At 47.3% G+C, this 15,174-nt stretch carries 11 protein-coding genes; 8 read left to right on the top strand and 3 right to left on the bottom strand.

Features of this window, described 5'->3' with window-relative positions; all coding sequences use genetic code 11:
* Nucleotides 1–47 precede the first annotated feature (47 nt).
* Entirely contained in the window at nt 48–1,871 is a 1,824-nt protein-coding gene (locus tag H8K36_RS17960; protein WP_186917909.1) for an adenylate/guanylate cyclase domain-containing protein, read from the top strand.
* Between the two features lie 74 nt (nt 1,872–1,945).
* A complete protein-coding gene (locus tag H8K36_RS17965; protein ID WP_186917908.1) occupies nt 1,946–2,809 on the top strand; it encodes a hypothetical protein in 864 nt (287 codons plus the stop codon).
* A gap of 78 nt (nt 2,810–2,887) precedes the next feature.
* On the opposite strand, the gene H8K36_RS17970 is transcribed toward H8K36_RS17965, so the two are convergent.
* Nucleotides 2,888–4,150: a GspE/PulE/PilB domain-containing protein gene (locus tag H8K36_RS17970; RefSeq protein WP_186917907.1), complete on the bottom strand. Its 1,263-nt coding sequence runs from the start codon at nt 4,148–4,150 to the stop codon at nt 2,888–2,890.
* Between the two features lie 331 nt (nt 4,151–4,481).
* Between H8K36_RS17970 and H8K36_RS17975 the strand changes: the two genes are divergently transcribed.
* On the top strand, nt 4,482–7,268 hold the full coding sequence (locus H8K36_RS17975) for a M16 family metallopeptidase (RefSeq protein ID WP_186917906.1): 2,787 nt from the start codon (nt 4,482–4,484) through the stop codon (nt 7,266–7,268).
* A gap of 94 nt (nt 7,269–7,362) precedes the next feature.
* Here the strand turns inward: H8K36_RS17975 and H8K36_RS17980 are convergent, their stop codons facing one another.
* Both H8K36_RS17980 and H8K36_RS17985 read right to left on the bottom strand, forming a co-directional pair.
* A complete protein-coding gene (locus H8K36_RS17980) occupies nt 7,363–8,022 on the bottom strand; it encodes an outer membrane lipoprotein (protein WP_186917905.1) in 660 nt (219 codons plus the stop codon).
* Nucleotides 8,023–8,163: 141 nt separating this feature from the next.
* Nucleotides 8,164–9,414, bottom strand: a complete 1,251-nt coding sequence (locus H8K36_RS17985; protein ID WP_186917904.1) for a CaiB/BaiF CoA transferase family protein — start codon at nt 9,412–9,414, stop codon at nt 8,164–8,166.
* A gap of 159 nt (nt 9,415–9,573) precedes the next feature.
* Here H8K36_RS17985 and ugpQ point away from each other — a divergent pair, with 159 nt between their 5' ends.
* From ugpQ to H8K36_RS18010, 5 genes are all read left to right on the top strand, one after another.
* On the top strand, nt 9,574–10,326 hold the full coding sequence (gene ugpQ / locus H8K36_RS17990; RefSeq protein ID WP_186917903.1) for a glycerophosphodiester phosphodiesterase: 753 nt from the start codon (nt 9,574–9,576) through the stop codon (nt 10,324–10,326).
* Between the two features lie 158 nt (nt 10,327–10,484).
* Nucleotides 10,485–10,805 (top strand): hypothetical protein, encoded by a 321-nt coding sequence (locus H8K36_RS17995; protein ID WP_222611269.1) that lies wholly within the window; start codon nt 10,485–10,487, stop codon nt 10,803–10,805.
* 166 nt (nt 10,806–10,971) lie between these two features.
* A complete protein-coding gene (gene alaS / locus H8K36_RS18000) occupies nt 10,972–13,584 on the top strand; it encodes an alanine--tRNA ligase (protein ID WP_186917902.1) in 2,613 nt (870 codons plus the stop codon).
* Nucleotides 13,585–13,833: 249 nt separating this feature from the next.
* Nucleotides 13,834–14,061, top strand: a complete 228-nt coding sequence (locus H8K36_RS18005; protein WP_186917901.1) for a sulfurtransferase TusA family protein — start codon at nt 13,834–13,836, stop codon at nt 14,059–14,061.
* Nucleotides 14,062–14,408: 347 nt separating this feature from the next.
* On the top strand, nt 14,409–15,161 hold the full coding sequence (locus H8K36_RS18010; protein WP_186917900.1) for an electron transfer flavoprotein subunit beta/FixA family protein: 753 nt from the start codon (nt 14,409–14,411) through the stop codon (nt 15,159–15,161).
* Nucleotides 15,162–15,174: the final 13 nt, after the last annotated feature.

Consider the following 15,174-nt stretch of genomic DNA (forward strand, 5'->3'; position numbering starts at 1 on the left):
TGATGAGGGTGTCGAACTTGATTTCTCTTTTGAGTAAAATTTTTCAAATGACAATTGCTACCGCTGCTCGAAATCGATGGGCGCGAGCTGCATTAATCGCCTTCCAGATAAGTTTGGTCATCGGCTCGGCTTTGTTATTGAGTGAAACACGTTTAGGGCAGCAGATCGATTATTCTCTGTATGATCGACAATTAGCCCTTAGTCGCCAGTATTTTCCACAAGCTGTGAGTATCGATCCGGTGATCGTCGGCCTGGATGAGGCCTTTGTCGACAGTATCGATGAGCCCTTGAGCTTGAGTCACACGCATTTAGCGCAAGCCTTAGAAATTATCTCTTCATCTGGCGCGCGAGTGATTGGTGTTGATATCGCCTTACCGGAAAAACGCTTCGAAACGTTGGTCAATAAGTCCGCGCCAGAACTCGATCTTCATCGTCGCCTACTGCAGGGTTTGCTGACGACGGTCACACAATCTAAACTGGTTGTCGCCAAAGTTTGGGATAAGGATGCGCATCATTTTCGTGAACTGCAATTAGATTACGCGGCAGTTCTACAGACGCAAGAGGGTAACTTTGACCCGATGGCATCGGCTCACTTATGTGCCGACCTCGATGGCAAGATTCGACGCTTTCCCGATCATGAGTGTCAGCCTGATCGTATCAATACCAGTCTCGCGGCTGAAGTTGCCGCAGCGTATGGCGTACGGCAGAATTGGCAAGGCCTCATCAATTTTCGTTTGGGCTCTACGATGAGTTACCGGTCTCTGAAGACCATTTTGCAAATGCACGCGCAAGGCGACCAGATTGACCTGCGACATTTATTCGACGGTAAAGTGGTACTGGTCGGTTCGACTCAAGATTACGTGGATATCTTGCATTTACCAGCTCCTTTGGCGCGCTGGTTGCCGGACTCTGAGCGGGTGCCAGGCGTCCTCGTTCATGCGCAGGCTGTTCGCAGCATGCTGAATCAAGGAATGATGCAGAGCATTGCGAATACTTCGTGGCAGGTAATATTACTGTGCCTCATTGCATCGACGTTTCTTTTCGGTCGACGTATCGCACTCAAGTTGAGCTTGGCGTTCATTGCGATATTGGGCTTAGCTTGTTTGAGTTTTCTGATGTTCTTGCAGAATCGCTGGCTGTCCGTTTCAGCAGTGCTGTTGACATTAATGTTTGCCAGCCTATGGAGCATCAGCTGGCAAGCGTGGCAGCATTTTGTAGATAAACAGAAGTTGGCTAAAGCGTTTACTGGAAGGGTTAGTCCACAAGTCATGTCGGCGATTATGGAAAATGATGTGGGCGCAATGCAGCACAGCCATCGCGAGAAAGTATGCGTGCTGTTTTCAGACGTACGTAATTTCACCACGATGTGTGAACACATGCCTGCGGAGCAAGTAGTCAATTTACTTAATCGCTATTTCAGCTTAATGGTGGCAGAGATACACAAGCAGGGTGGCACAGTTGATAAGTTTATTGGAGATGGCCTGATGGCATTTTTTGGCGCACCGAATACCTTGCTTCATCCAGAACAACAGGCTTTGAAAGCAGCGCGTGGGATGCTAGTAGCATTGGAAGACTTTAATCGTGAAATTTCAGCGCAAGGTTTTGGTGCTTGGAAAATTGGTATCGGCTTACACGCAGGTGAGGCCGTAATTGGTATTTTGGGTTCTGAGGAACGTCACGAATACACCGCCATCGGCGATGTGGTGAACACGGCAGCTAGGTTGGAGAGCATTTCCAAAAACCTTCAATACCCTATTATTGTTTCAGACATCGTGGCAAGTGCAGTGGGCCCAGACCCGAAGTTGGTGCCATTGAATGAACAGGAGCTGAAAGGGCGCTCAGCGATCGCCGTTTTCGGTTCGGCGGATTAAAATGCCCATGAAATCGCGTAATATATGCCTCTAAGAGACTTAGCTTTACTACCTTCTTCTGATTGATGCCTCGTATGAAAAAACTAGCACCTGCCTTTATAGCGGCTTTATTGTTGATGCAAACCGTGTATGCCATGGCCCAACAGACTGCCAATGTGAAAGATCCTAGCATCGGCATCGTGCTTGATCTGCAAGGACAAGCTAAGGTTCTCGATCAGGCGCAGGGGCGTAAGCTTCAATTGCTTAGTTATTTGAAGCAGAACGAACAGGTACAGCTAGAACAAGGGGCAAAGCTCTCGGTCTCACTTTATGCGAACCGTTCTGTTTATCGATTTGTTGGTCCAGCAGTGCTGGTCGCTGAAAAAGACCAAATTCGATTGATTAAGGGCGCTGCACCGGAAGTTAAACAGGTCAAAGAAAAGCTGGTCGCGGGAGCGGAATCAGGCCAACTCTTGACTGGCGCGATTCGTATGCGGCAGCTGCCACCGAAGATTGCTGTGTTAACACCAGAAAATGGCGCAGTCCTATTGGGCGCGCCGAAAGAGTTGAACTGGGCCTCGGTCGAAAAAGCAAACTATGAGATTCGCATTGTCGACGAGGATGAGAATTTGATCATCGAAGCACAGAGCGCGAGCCAAACTTGGATGCTACCCGCCGCATTGCAGTTTGCATCTGGCAAAGCGTATAAGTGGAATGTGAGTTTTATCTCAGAACGTGATGGGGCGAGATACAGTACAAGCGGAGAATTTCGTTTGGCCGATGAGACAACGCGAATCGAATTATCGAAGTTGCGTCCGACGGATGATGCCGTCATTGAAGAATGGGTGCTGTATGCTGCACATCTGCAATCTTTAGGTTTATTCCAAGAAGCGCGCGCCACCTGGAAGCGTATTGGTCAAACACGACCAGATCTAGAACGCAGCATGGAATCCAAATAAGCAACTCAACTAAGCAAATTAGCATTGGTTGCGGCATAACCGAGACTTTGGTCTTGCCGCAAACCACTTTCCTAATAGTTAGATTTCGGTTTGATCTGGGTGATTTACGTGAAAATCGATAATCACTTGGCCACTGATTTTCTTTACCGTGCCATTACGACGCATAATGCTCGCGGTTTTTTCTGGAACGTAGTATTGCTTCAGGTGAATATCAATCGCCTTTTCGTGAAAGGCCTCGCTCACTGTTTTATGCACACGCTTGAGTAATTGGCGCTCGGCTACAGTGGCGACACCAAGGCTGAAATTCTCTCCATAATCAGCGTCGTTACTTAAACCATTATCGTATTCATGATAAAAATCAGCGGCGGTTTGGTGAAAGTCGCGACGGGTAGTGACACTGTAACGAACGGCTGTATTTGGGAAGAAATTGGCGACAATATTGTGTTCGATTAATTCTTCAGGATCAGTACATAAGACATGCAAGCGCTCGTCACTCGATTCAATAATGAGCCATTCATGACGATCGACAAAAGCGCGCGGGAAAGTTTTTGTGCGTAATGGAATAGGGCGGTCGGCTCGATAGGCTTCATATTCGAAACCATAAAATTTAGTCAAAGCGTCACCAATACTCTTCAGGCTTACTTGAAATTCATCGACTAAAACACTTTCTAGGTCTATTCCTTTACGGCGAGATGAGCTAGTCGCTAAAGCTAATTCTGGTGCAGAGAGCACGCCACCAATGACGAGATGATCGTATTTACTACGAACGACAGGCGCAGGCTTCAGACGTTTTTCAAATGCCACTGCGAGAGTCTCACAAATTAAACGCATGCCATCTTCCATGATGGCCGAGAAATGATCGCCTTCGCGTGTGTTGATCAATTGCAGCACGCCTAAGATTTCGCCGGTGTTGGCATTGACGATAGGCCCCGTCAGCATTTGCTTTGTACGATATCCAGTACGTGAATCTACTTTACTTCTAAACTCGAGCTTCGGCGTATATTGGGCTAGTTCTTGGGTGTCGTACACATTACGTATATTCACCAATTTCTTGGTGAGCGCGACATAACCAGCGATGCTGCTGCCGGCAATCGGTAATGAAAAGTCTTTAAATGATTTAAGACCAGTCTTTACGGTGGTTTGAATTTCCAGCTTCGATTCTGTCACAGCATACAGTGTTAAGTGTTCTGCTTTAAATTGATCACGGATAGCATCAGACAAATCAAGCATGATTTGTTGTACGTTATCTGTCGCATGAATTTTGTTAGTGATGTCTTGCAGAGACTTCAAAAAAGTTAATCGGTGAAATAATTCGTATTCTTCTGTGTGCGCTCGTTGCATTATTCGCTCGACCTTAAAACTGAGATATGTGTGGCGGCGAGTATAGCGCTAAACTTGTGGTGCGAACAAATGTTAAGGTATGAACGGTCAAGCTTTTGGTTTGGTCGGTCGCATCAGTGCGAACAAGAAATAAATCTATTTGGAAATTCATTAGATTTCATCCATTTCCCCGAGGCTTTCGTCATCGTTTTTCTTTATTTCGTCGAATTCATACGCACAGCGCAAAATATTTGCTATTCTTGAATTTAATATCTTTTTTACAAAGATATGGATTTTTTCTACTTCGCATTTAGACGAGGTGGGTTTTTCTAACCAAGAAATGGGGTAGTTCATGAAATTGAAACCGATTTGCCTAGCCGTTGCTTTAACTTTGAGCGCTGCCAGCGCATCTGTGTATGCAACAGAAGCCAAACCAGCAGCAAAGGCGGATGCAAAAGCAAGTAAAGTTGCTGCATCCCAATACACGTCTGTTGAAGGCATTACAGAATACCGTTTGGCGAATGGCCTGCGCGTATTGTTGGCACCCGATGCTTCCAAGCCTACGACAACTGTGAACGTAACTTATTTGGTAGGTTCTCGCCATGAGAGTTATGGTGAAACCGGCATGGCCCACTTGTTGGAACACTTATTGTTCAAGGGCACAAAGACTAGCGGTAACTTGATGGATCAATTAAGTAAGCGCGGCATGCAATTTAACGGCACGACTTTCTACGATCGTACAAATTACTACGAAACTTTCCCAGCAAGTGAAGATAATTTGCAATGGGCTTTGAATATGGAAGCTGATCGCATGATCAATTCCAAAATCGCTCGTAGTGATCTCGATACAGAATTCTCAGTGGTTCGTAACGAGATGGAAATTGGTGAAAATAATCCATTCCGTGTACTGTGGAAACAGCTCGCTGCCGTCACTTTTGATTGGCATAACTATGGCAATAACACCATCGGTGCACGTGCCGACGTAGAAGGTGTGAAGATCGAGAACTTGCAGGGTTTTTACCGTAAGTTCTACCAACCTGATAACGCTGTGTTGATGGTTGCAGGCAAGTTCGATACAGCCAAAACTTTGGCCTTGATTGAAAAAACTTTCGGCGCTGTGGCCAAGCCAACTCGTCAACTTGAAAAGACATGGACACGCGAACAAGCCCGTGACGGCGTGCGCGAAGTGACAGTACGCCGCGTTACAGACCAGCAAATGGCTGCAGTATTGTATCCAACTGCACCAGGTAGTCACGCAGATGCCGCCGCTTTAGCTGCGTTAGGTGACATTATTGGCTCCGCACCAAATGGTCGTTTGCATAAGCAATTGGTTGAAACGAAGCAAGCGGTCAATGTTGCTAATATCACTTTCCAATTAGCTGAACCTGGCTATGCGATGTATCTGGCAATGTTAAGTAAAGACCAAAGCGTTGATGCTGCTAAGAAAACTTTGATTGAAACAGTTGAAGGCTTGGAAAAGTCTCCTGTGACAGAAGCAGAACTCAAGCGCGCGAAAACGAACTTGCTCAATGATTTGGAAAAAACGATCAATGATCCACAACGTTTATGCGTGAGCATGTCTGAATCTATCGCGATGGGCGACTGGCGTTTATTCTTTATCCAACGCGATCGTATTGAAGCCTTGACTTTGGCCGATGTAAATCGTGTTGCGAAGAATTACTTCAAGCAAGACAATCGTAGTTTTGGTCAATTCATTCCTGTAGCAGCGCCTGATCGCGCAGTAGTACCAGATGTGCCAGACGTAGCAAAATTGGTTGATGGCTATAAAGGCCGTGCGAAAGTGGAAGCCGGCGAATCATTCGATGCGACGCCAGCAAACATCGATAAGCGCACTGAGAAATTCAACTTGGCAAACGGCGCCAAAGTTGCGTTGTTGAGCAAAAAGACGCGCGGTGAAACCGTGTTTGGTAGCTTGAGTTTGCACATGGGCGATGAAGCATCATTGTTCGGCAAGATGGTTCCTTCCGATTTGGCTGCAGATATGTTGATGCGCGGCTCTAGCAAGTTCACACGTGCGGAACTCGATACTAAATTGGGCGAATTGAAAGCGAAGTTGAATGTGGCCGGTTCTGGTCAAAGTGTGAATGTCAACTTCGAAACAGTCCGTGCAAATTTACCTGCTTTATTGGACGTGATTCGCGAAGTATTGCGTGCACCAAGCTTCTCACCAAGTGAATTCGATTTGCTGGTAAAAGAGAACTTGTCTGCATTGGAAAGCTCACGTAGCGAGCCCCAATCAGTTGCCGCTGAAGCCGCTAAAGCGAAGAAAAATGCGCCATACAAAAAAGGCGATATTCGTTACGCTTCAAGTATTGATGAAGGTCTGGCCGAGTACAAAGTAGCAACTCTGGATTCCGTTAAAGACTTCTACAAAAACTTCTACGGTGCAAGTAATGCGGAATTCACTTTGGTTGGTGATTTCGACACTGCACAAGTGAAGTCGAAATTGAACAGCTTGATTGGTGATTGGAATAGCCCTGCTAAGTTTACGCGCGCGGGTAACATTGGCATCGCAGCGAAAGCGGATTCTTTGAAACTGGAAACACCAGATAAAGCAAATGCTTTCTACATGGCTGAATTGCCTTTCGAAATGAACGATCAAGCACCTGAATATCCAGCTTTGTTGGTTGCAGATAATGTGTTGGGCGGCGGAATTAAGTCTCGCTTGTTTGGCCGTATTCGTCAAAAAGAAGGTATTAGCTATGGTGTAGGCAGTGGTTTGTCCATGCCGGCGCTCGATAAAACCGCCAATGTCACATTGTTTGCGATGTTCGCTCCGCAAAATTTAGAGCGTTTGCAAAATGCGGTAAAAGAGGAGCTCGCTTTGTTTGTCAAAGACGGCATTACGGCGACCGAGTTGGCGGATGCGAAACAAGCATTGGCTCAGACTTATGCATTACGTCGTGCACAAGATCCAGCTTTGGCAGGTGCCTTGCGTGGCCAGTTGTACTTAGGTCGCAGTATGGCGTTTCCTGCTGCATTGGAAGCAAAGATTGCAAGCTTAACTTTAGATGAAGTGAACGCTGCGATTCGTAAATACATCAAGCCAGATGCATTTGCGCACTACTATGCAGGTGATTTCGCCGGTGCTGCCAAGAAAGCAGCTGCTGCGAAATAATGAATCAGTGGGGCTGTTGTTTAGGCCCCGCAAGTAAAAAACGCGGAGCTTTAAGGCTCCGCGTTTTTTTTGATGCAATTGATTGTGATTAAAATTAGATGAGCACCCAACGACCGCCTTGGAAGCTGACTCGAACGCGATCACCGACACGTAAATGACCAGGGTTAGCAAGGCGAGTCGCTTGCACTTGACCATTTGGCAAACGGAAGGTGACTTCGGTCTGTACGCTTTGTGGTTCTGATGAAGAACGATCGATCTCGTTACCAATCACGCCACCTAAAATGGCACCGCCGACTGTTGCTACCGCACGTCCAGCACCGTCATCATTGTTGTCACGGTGGCGACCCCGATCATAGCCACGTCCACGATGATGGCTGTTATTGCCATCACCTTTTCCAAGCTGATTACCGATAATGCCACCGATCAAAGCGCCTAAGACAGCACCTCCGCCATTCGATTCGCGTGCTTGTGCAATATTACGAATGCCGACTATCTGTGCGACTTCGCTCATTGGTTGAGCTTGATACTGCTCGGGCTCTTGATATTGAGAAGCATAAGCAGGTTGCTGTGCTTGATTAGCGTATGCTTCGCTATATTGCGTTTGGTAATTCCCTGGATACTGGCTTGGGTATTGTGTTTGGTAGCTAGTCGCATAGCCGCGGTTATATCGGCCTTGCGCGTAATCGCGATGCACGACGCAGCCGCTCAATTGGCTTAAAGCAAGTACGGAGATAATGAGGGTAGCGATACGCATGATATTTCCTTAATGGTTGAGGCGCATTGGTGAAAAGATGTACCTGATCCATTAACGTCTTGCGAGGAGCATAGTTGACCAAGCCTCAGATATTTGCCAATGCGAAGCCAATGGTACTGCCAGCCGCCACCTTTGGTTGTTTTAGATGATGCCGTTCTTACTTAGGTTTTCAATTTGATCATCATCGTATTGCAGAATTTCACGTAGTACCGCAGAGGTGTCTTGTCCCAACAGCGGTGGCGCCGTGTCATACACGATGGGTGTCGCTGACAATTTCATGGGGCTACCAACCAAGGTGACCTTGCCTGCAGTGGGGTGAGGTAAGTCGACGCACATTTCGCGTGCGATAACTTGTGGGTCGTTGAATACCTCATCGAGAGTATTGATTGGGCCGCAAGGGACTCCCGCATTTTCTAGTTCACTAATCCATTCTTTCTTGCTTTTGCGTTTGACCATGTCAGCCAAGATAGGAACAAGCGTGTCGCGATGTTTGACCCTCTGAGGATTGCTTGCAAAACGTTCGTCGTCAGCAAGTTCAGGACAACCACCGGCTTGTACAAACTTACGATACTGACCATCGTTACCAGCAGCCACGATGATATGGCCATCAGAAGTGGCGAATGTTTGGTAAGGCACGATATTTTGATGCGCATTACCCCAGCGCTTGGGTGTTTTGCCGCTGGTGAGGTAATTGGTATTCATGTTTGCCAGCATTGCGACCTGTGTGTCGAGTAAAGCCATATCGATGTATTGGCCTTCACCAGTTCGATCACGGTAATTTAGAGCGGCTAAGACAGCGATGGACGCATACATACCCGTCATCAAATCGGCAATCGCGACCCCCGCTTTTTGCGGACCACCACCGGGAAGATCATCGCGCTCGCCAGTCAACGACATAAAGCCGCCCATGCCTTGGACGATGAAATCGTAACCTGCGCGATGCGCGTAAGGACCATCTTGCCCAAAGCCTGTGATTGAGCAATAAATCAAGTCCGGCTTAATTTGCTTGAGCGACTCGTAATCTAAACCATATTTCTTGAGTTGACCGACTTTATAGTTTTCGAGAACCACATCCGATTGTTTCGCTAACTCACGAATGATCTCTTGTCCCTGTGGCGTTGAAATATCAACTGTGATGGCGCGTTTGCCGCGATTGGCTGCAAGGTAATAGGCTGCTTCAGTGGTGTTGTTGCCGTCTTGATCTTGCAAATACGGTGGGCCCCAACTGCGTGTGTCGTCGCCAGCGCCAGGACGTTCGACCTTAATCACTTCTGCGCCGAGATCGGCTAAATTTTGGGCGCACCACGGGCCAGCTAAAACGCGCGTTAAGTCGAGCACACGAATATGGCCTAAGGAAGTTTTTTCTTGCTTGTGGTTTCTTGTCGTCTGCATATATGCTGTTATGGTTATTGATACTGTACAAGGACTGACGCAAAACAGACGCTGGCGGTGTTGTTCGCGGCTCGCCGTACCTATGTACTGTCTTCGCCGCTACGCCTAGCCAGTGCAATTTTGTGTCAGTCCAAATTAATTTAGAGAGGTTAGTTCTTTATGTGGCCCTATCCCAAAATCGTCGCCCACCGTGGCGCTGGCAAACTTGCCCCTGAAAATACTTTGTTGGCGATGCAATGCGGCCTCGAATACGGGTTCCATGCGGTCGAATTCGATGTCATGTTATCAAAGGACGGAGTCCCTGTGCTAATGCATGACCCTGATTTCGGTAGAACCGTGGCCGGAAAGGGTTCAGTTTCCAACACTTTGGCCAAAGATTTGCTGCAAATGGATGCCGGTTCTTGGTTCGATCCTCGTTTTTCACATGTTACGGTTCCTGATTACGAAAGCATCTTTCGTTTTTGCCAGGCGCATGGCATTTGGATGAATGTAGAAATTAAACCAGCCCCCGGTTTTGAAAAACAGACTGGAGAGGTGGTCGCTCGCACTAGTCAGCGCCTTCTCGCTGAATTAAAGGCAGAGGGGCAAACAGTGCGGGAGCCATTATTCTCTTCTTTCGCTTTTGATGCTTTGATGTGGGCTAAACAAGCTGCGCCGGAATTGTCGCTTGCTTACTTATTGGATGAGTACGAATGTAATTGGCAGGCGAGCTTGGAGAAACTTTCTGCAGTCTCTCTCAATACTAATCATAAGTATCTGACCGCTGATTGGGCGCGTGAGATCAAGTCAGCGGGGTATGGTTTGTTCTGCTACACCGTCAACGATCCCGTTCGCGCCAAAGAGTTGTTCTCATGGGGTGTAGACGGCTTTTGCACTGACCGCATCGATTTGATCGCTGCGGATTTTGCATAATGAGCTTTTGACAGTTACAAATGCTTACCTTGCTTACAGATTTTTGGTCGTCTGATTCGTTAGAATGGCCGTTATGGACTCATGGATGCAGCAATGTGTTCAAACTGAAGAATAAACCCCCGAATTGAATCTTGACGAAACGTCTTAAGGAGAAAAACATGAAAGCAACTAAAATCTTGGCAGTATTGTTGGTAGGTGCATTTTCCGTATCCGCTTTTGCACAAACAGCGACACCGAATATTGACAAGCGCGAAGCAAGACAGCAAAAACGTATTGCAAACGGCGTAGCCTCTGGCGAATTGACTGCGAAAGAAACAGCAAATCTTGAACGCCGTGAAGCTAAAATCGAAGCCAATGAACAAGCCGCGAAGGCTGACGGGGTGGTAACGAAAGCAGAACGTGCCAAGCTTCAAATGCAAGAAAATCGCGCGAGCGCCAAGATCTACAACAAAAAACACAACGCTCGCACTTCAAATTGAGCGGCACTAGTTTCGATTCCCCTTAACCGGGGCGTGAACCCACCGTAGTAGCAATACTCGGTGGGTTTTTCATTTTCGACAGAAAAACGGGCTCTGTTTCACGTATAATCAAAGGTTAATTTCACCTTTAGCACGGCTTTTTGCCTCATTTAGATTATAAAAACCTATGAACTCGTCAGAAATTCGCGAAAAATTCCTTAAATTCTTTGAATCCAAAGGCCATAGCATCGTCCGTTCATCTAGCTTGGTACCAGGTAACGATCCGACTTTGTTGTTTACCAACTCCGGTATGGTGCAGTTTAAAGACGTGTTCTTGGGTCAAGACAAACGCAGCTACAGCCGTGCTACAACGGCACAACGCAGCGTGCGTGCAGGGGGTAAGCACAACGATTTGGAAAACGTCGGTTATACCGCACGTCACCACACTTTCTTCGAAATGCTGGGTAACTTCTCGTTTGGCGATTACTTTAAACGCGATGCGATTAACTACGCTTGGGAATTGTTGACCGTCGTCTACGGTTTGCCAAAAGATAAATTGACAGTTACCGTTTACCAAGAAGACGACGAAGCCTACAACATCTGGAAAGATGAGATCGGTGTGCCAGTTGAGCGCATTATCCGTATCGGCGATAACAAAGGTGCACGCTACGCATCCGATAATTTCTGGCAAATGGCTGACACAGGTCCATGTGGTCCTTGCAGCGAAATTTTCTATGATCACGGCCCAGAAATTTGGGGTGGTCCTCCAGGCTCTCCAGACGAAAACGGTGACCGTTTCATCGAAGTATGGAACTTGGTTTTCATGCAGTTCAATAAAGATGAGCAAGGCGTTTTGCATCCATTGCCAAAACCATGCGTTGACACGGGTATGGGCTTGGAACGCATCGCAGCGGTATTGCAGCATGTGCATTCCAACTACGAAATCGATACTTTCCAAAACTTGATCAAAGCCGCTGCACGCGAAACCGGTTGCACAGATTTGAACAATAACTCTTTGAAAGTCATCGCGGATCATATTCGTTGCGCAGGCTTCTTGATTGTCGACGGCATCATTCCTGGTAATGAGGGTCGTGGTTATGTATTGCGTCGTATTACCCGCCGCGCTTTGCGCCATGGCCACAAATTGGGTCAAACCAAGCCATTCTTCTACAAATTGGTCGCTGATTTGGTGAAAGAAATGGGCGTTGCCTATCCTGAGTTGGCTGAAGCTGGGGAACGCGTTGCACAGGTACTGAAACAAGAGGAAGAACGTTTCGGCGAAACTCTCGAGCACGGTATGAAGATCCTCGAAGCGGCGCTCGCAAAAGACAGTAAAAACCTCGATGGTAATACCGCATTCACGCTGTATGACACTTACGGTTTCCCATTAGATTTGACGGCCGATATCTGCCGCGAACGTGGCGTGGTGCTCGATGAAGCAGGCTTCGATGCAGCGATGGCGAACCAAAAACAAATGGCTCGCGCTGCTGGTAAGTTCAAGATGAACACGGCGATCGAATACAACGGTGAGAAGTCGAAGTTTGTCGGTTACGAACAATTGAGCTATGACAGTAAAGTGATCGCGCTTTATGTTGATGGCGCTGCCGTACAAAAAATTGAAGCGGGTCAAGCTGCGATCGTGGTCTTGGACGTTACACCGTTCTATGCGGAATCAGGCGGTCAATGTGGCGACGCAGGTGTTTTGCAAGCTGCAAACGGTGTCAGTTTTGATGTCGTGGATACGCAAAAAATTCAAGCGGATGTGTTTGGTCATCATGGCATTTTGAGCGCAGGTAGCTTGGGTGTAGGCGATGCCGTGAGTGCGCAAGTCGATAAAGTATTGCGTGCGCATACGATTCGCAATCATTCCGCCACGCATTTGATGCACAAGGCCTTGCGTGAAGTGTTGGGCGCGCATGTGGCGCAAAAAGGTTCATTGGTTGATGCAGAAAAAACGCGTTTCGACTTCAGTCACAATGCGCCAATGACGGCAGACGAAATTCGTCAGGTCGAAACCATCGTCAATCGCGAAATTTTGGCGAACGTGGCGACGCAAGCACAGTTGATGTCATTTGATGATGCGGTAAAACATGGTGCGATGGCCTTGTTCGGTGAAAAATATGGCGATGAAGTTCGCGTATTGGACATCGGTACATCGCGTGAGTTGTGCGGTGGTGTTCACGTGCATCGTACAGGTGATATTGGCTTGTTCAAGATCGTCGGTGAAGGCGGTATCGCCGCTGGTATTCGTCGCGTAGAAGCAGTGACGGGCGAGGTAGCTTTCAATTTAGTACAAGACATGAATAGCCGTATCGCACAAGCGGCTGCGGTATTGAAAACGCAGCCTGAAGAAATTGGCGGTCGTTTATTGCAGTGGCAAGAGCAAATGAAATCGCTCGAAAAAGAAGTCGCTGCATTGAAATCTAAACTGGCGGCAAACCAAGCTTTGGCCTTGGTCTCCCAAGCAACCGACATTAATGGCGTGAAAGTATTGGCTGCGACTTTAGATGGCGCAGATGGCACAGCTTTGCGTGATTCTGTTATCAGCTTGCGTGACCAATTGAAAACGGCGGTCGTCGTTTTAGCGTCGGTGGCTGATGGTAAGGTGAGTTTGGCGGCCGGTGTTTCCGCAGATGTGATTAGCAAAGTGAAAGCGGGTGATTTAGTCAATTTCGTTGCGCAACAAGTCGGCGGTAAAGGCGGCGGACGTCCAGATATGGCGCAGGCTGGCGGTACCGACCCTAGCGGCTTGCCAACAGCATTGGCGAGTGTCGCTGGCTGGTTAGGCGCGAAACTGTAATCGCTTTCGCACGAGATTCTAAGCACCGCAATAGCTATTGAAATATTAAGTTTATTGCGGTGCGGAATCTGTTTCCCCGTATTTGTTGCACAAAGATACTCGAACTAAGAGAATCCGCGTGTCGTCCAAGTATTTTTGCGTGTTGCATTGCACAAGTCTTTGTAAATTGCGGTAGAATTCCTGCATAAAGATTCAGCAAGAAGCTGAGCACAAGAGCTATACTGTACTTTTCTTTCCCCAAGGAAAATCATGCAATTCAATAGAGAAGTGGATGCACGTGGCCTAAGTTGCCCGTTGCCTATCCTGAAAGCCAAGAAAGCCTTGGCAGAAATGATCACCGGCGAAGTGCTGCGTGTGATCGCCACTGATCCGGGCTCTGTCCGTGATTTCAAAGCCTTTTCCAAACAGACTGGCAATGAATTGCTGTCGCATTTGGAAGCAAGCAACGAATTCGAATATTTTTTGAAGCGTAAATGAGGAGCGTGCGCGCAAACGTCAGCTGACATTGCGTAACAACTCATGTTAATTGCTAGATAATCTTAAAAAACCACAAAGATTTTTGTGGTTTTTTTTTATCAAACCGGGTCATTTTCATAGAGGAGTTCGTCAGTTTCGCAAAAAAAGAACGAACGTTCTAAAACAGCAGACGGGTTTCCTGTTAACATCTATAATCAATTACTTTACGTTTACGTCAATTTATCCAGAGCAAAAGTGTTCGACAGGAGTATTAGTTGAGTTCATATTGTGGCGAAGGCGTGAACCGAGGCACGATTTTTTAGTTTTATTTTCTTCTCTTATCAGTACACCATAGTAAAGGCAAACCTATGAAAGTCTTAGTACCAGTTAAGCGCGTGGTTGACTATAACGTTAAAGTCCGCGTCAAGTCCGACGGTTCTGGCGTTGATATCGCTAATGTCAAAATGTCGATGAACCCATTTGATGAAATCGCAGTAGAAGAAGCAACACGCTTGAAAGAAGCGGGCGTTGCGACGGAAATCGTAGCGGTGTCTTGCGGTGTGGCGCAATGCCAAGAAACCTTGCGTACAGCAATGGCGATTGGTGCGGATCGCGGCATCTTGGTGGAAACGGACGAAGAACTGCAACCATTGGCCGTCGCTAAGTTGTTGAAAGCTTTGGCTGATAAAGAGCAACCACAATTGATCGTATTGGGTAAACAGGCGATCGATGATGACTGCAATCAAACTGGCCAAATGTTGGCGGCTTTGTTGGGTTGGCCACAAGCGACTTTCGCTTCCAAAGTCACAGTTGCTGACGGTAAAGCGACAGTGACACGTGAAGTTGATGGCGGCTTGGAAACCTTGAGTTTGACATTGCCTGCAATCGTAACAACAGACTTGCGTTTGAACGAGCCACGCTATGTGACTTTGCCAAACATCATGAAAGCAAAGAAAAAACCACTCGATAACGTCAAGCCTGCTGACTTGGGTGTGGATGTCACTTCCCGCATCAAAACATTAAAAGTCGCTGAACCCGCTAAACGCTCCGCCGGCATCATGGTGCCAGACGTCGCAACACTGGTAAGCAAATTGAAAAATGAAGCGAAAGTGATTGGTTAATTCCAACACGATT

The organism is Affinundibacterium nitidum (genome assembly GCF_014284155.1).
GTDB lineage: Bacteria > Pseudomonadota > Gammaproteobacteria > Burkholderiales > Burkholderiaceae_D > Undibacterium > Undibacterium nitidum.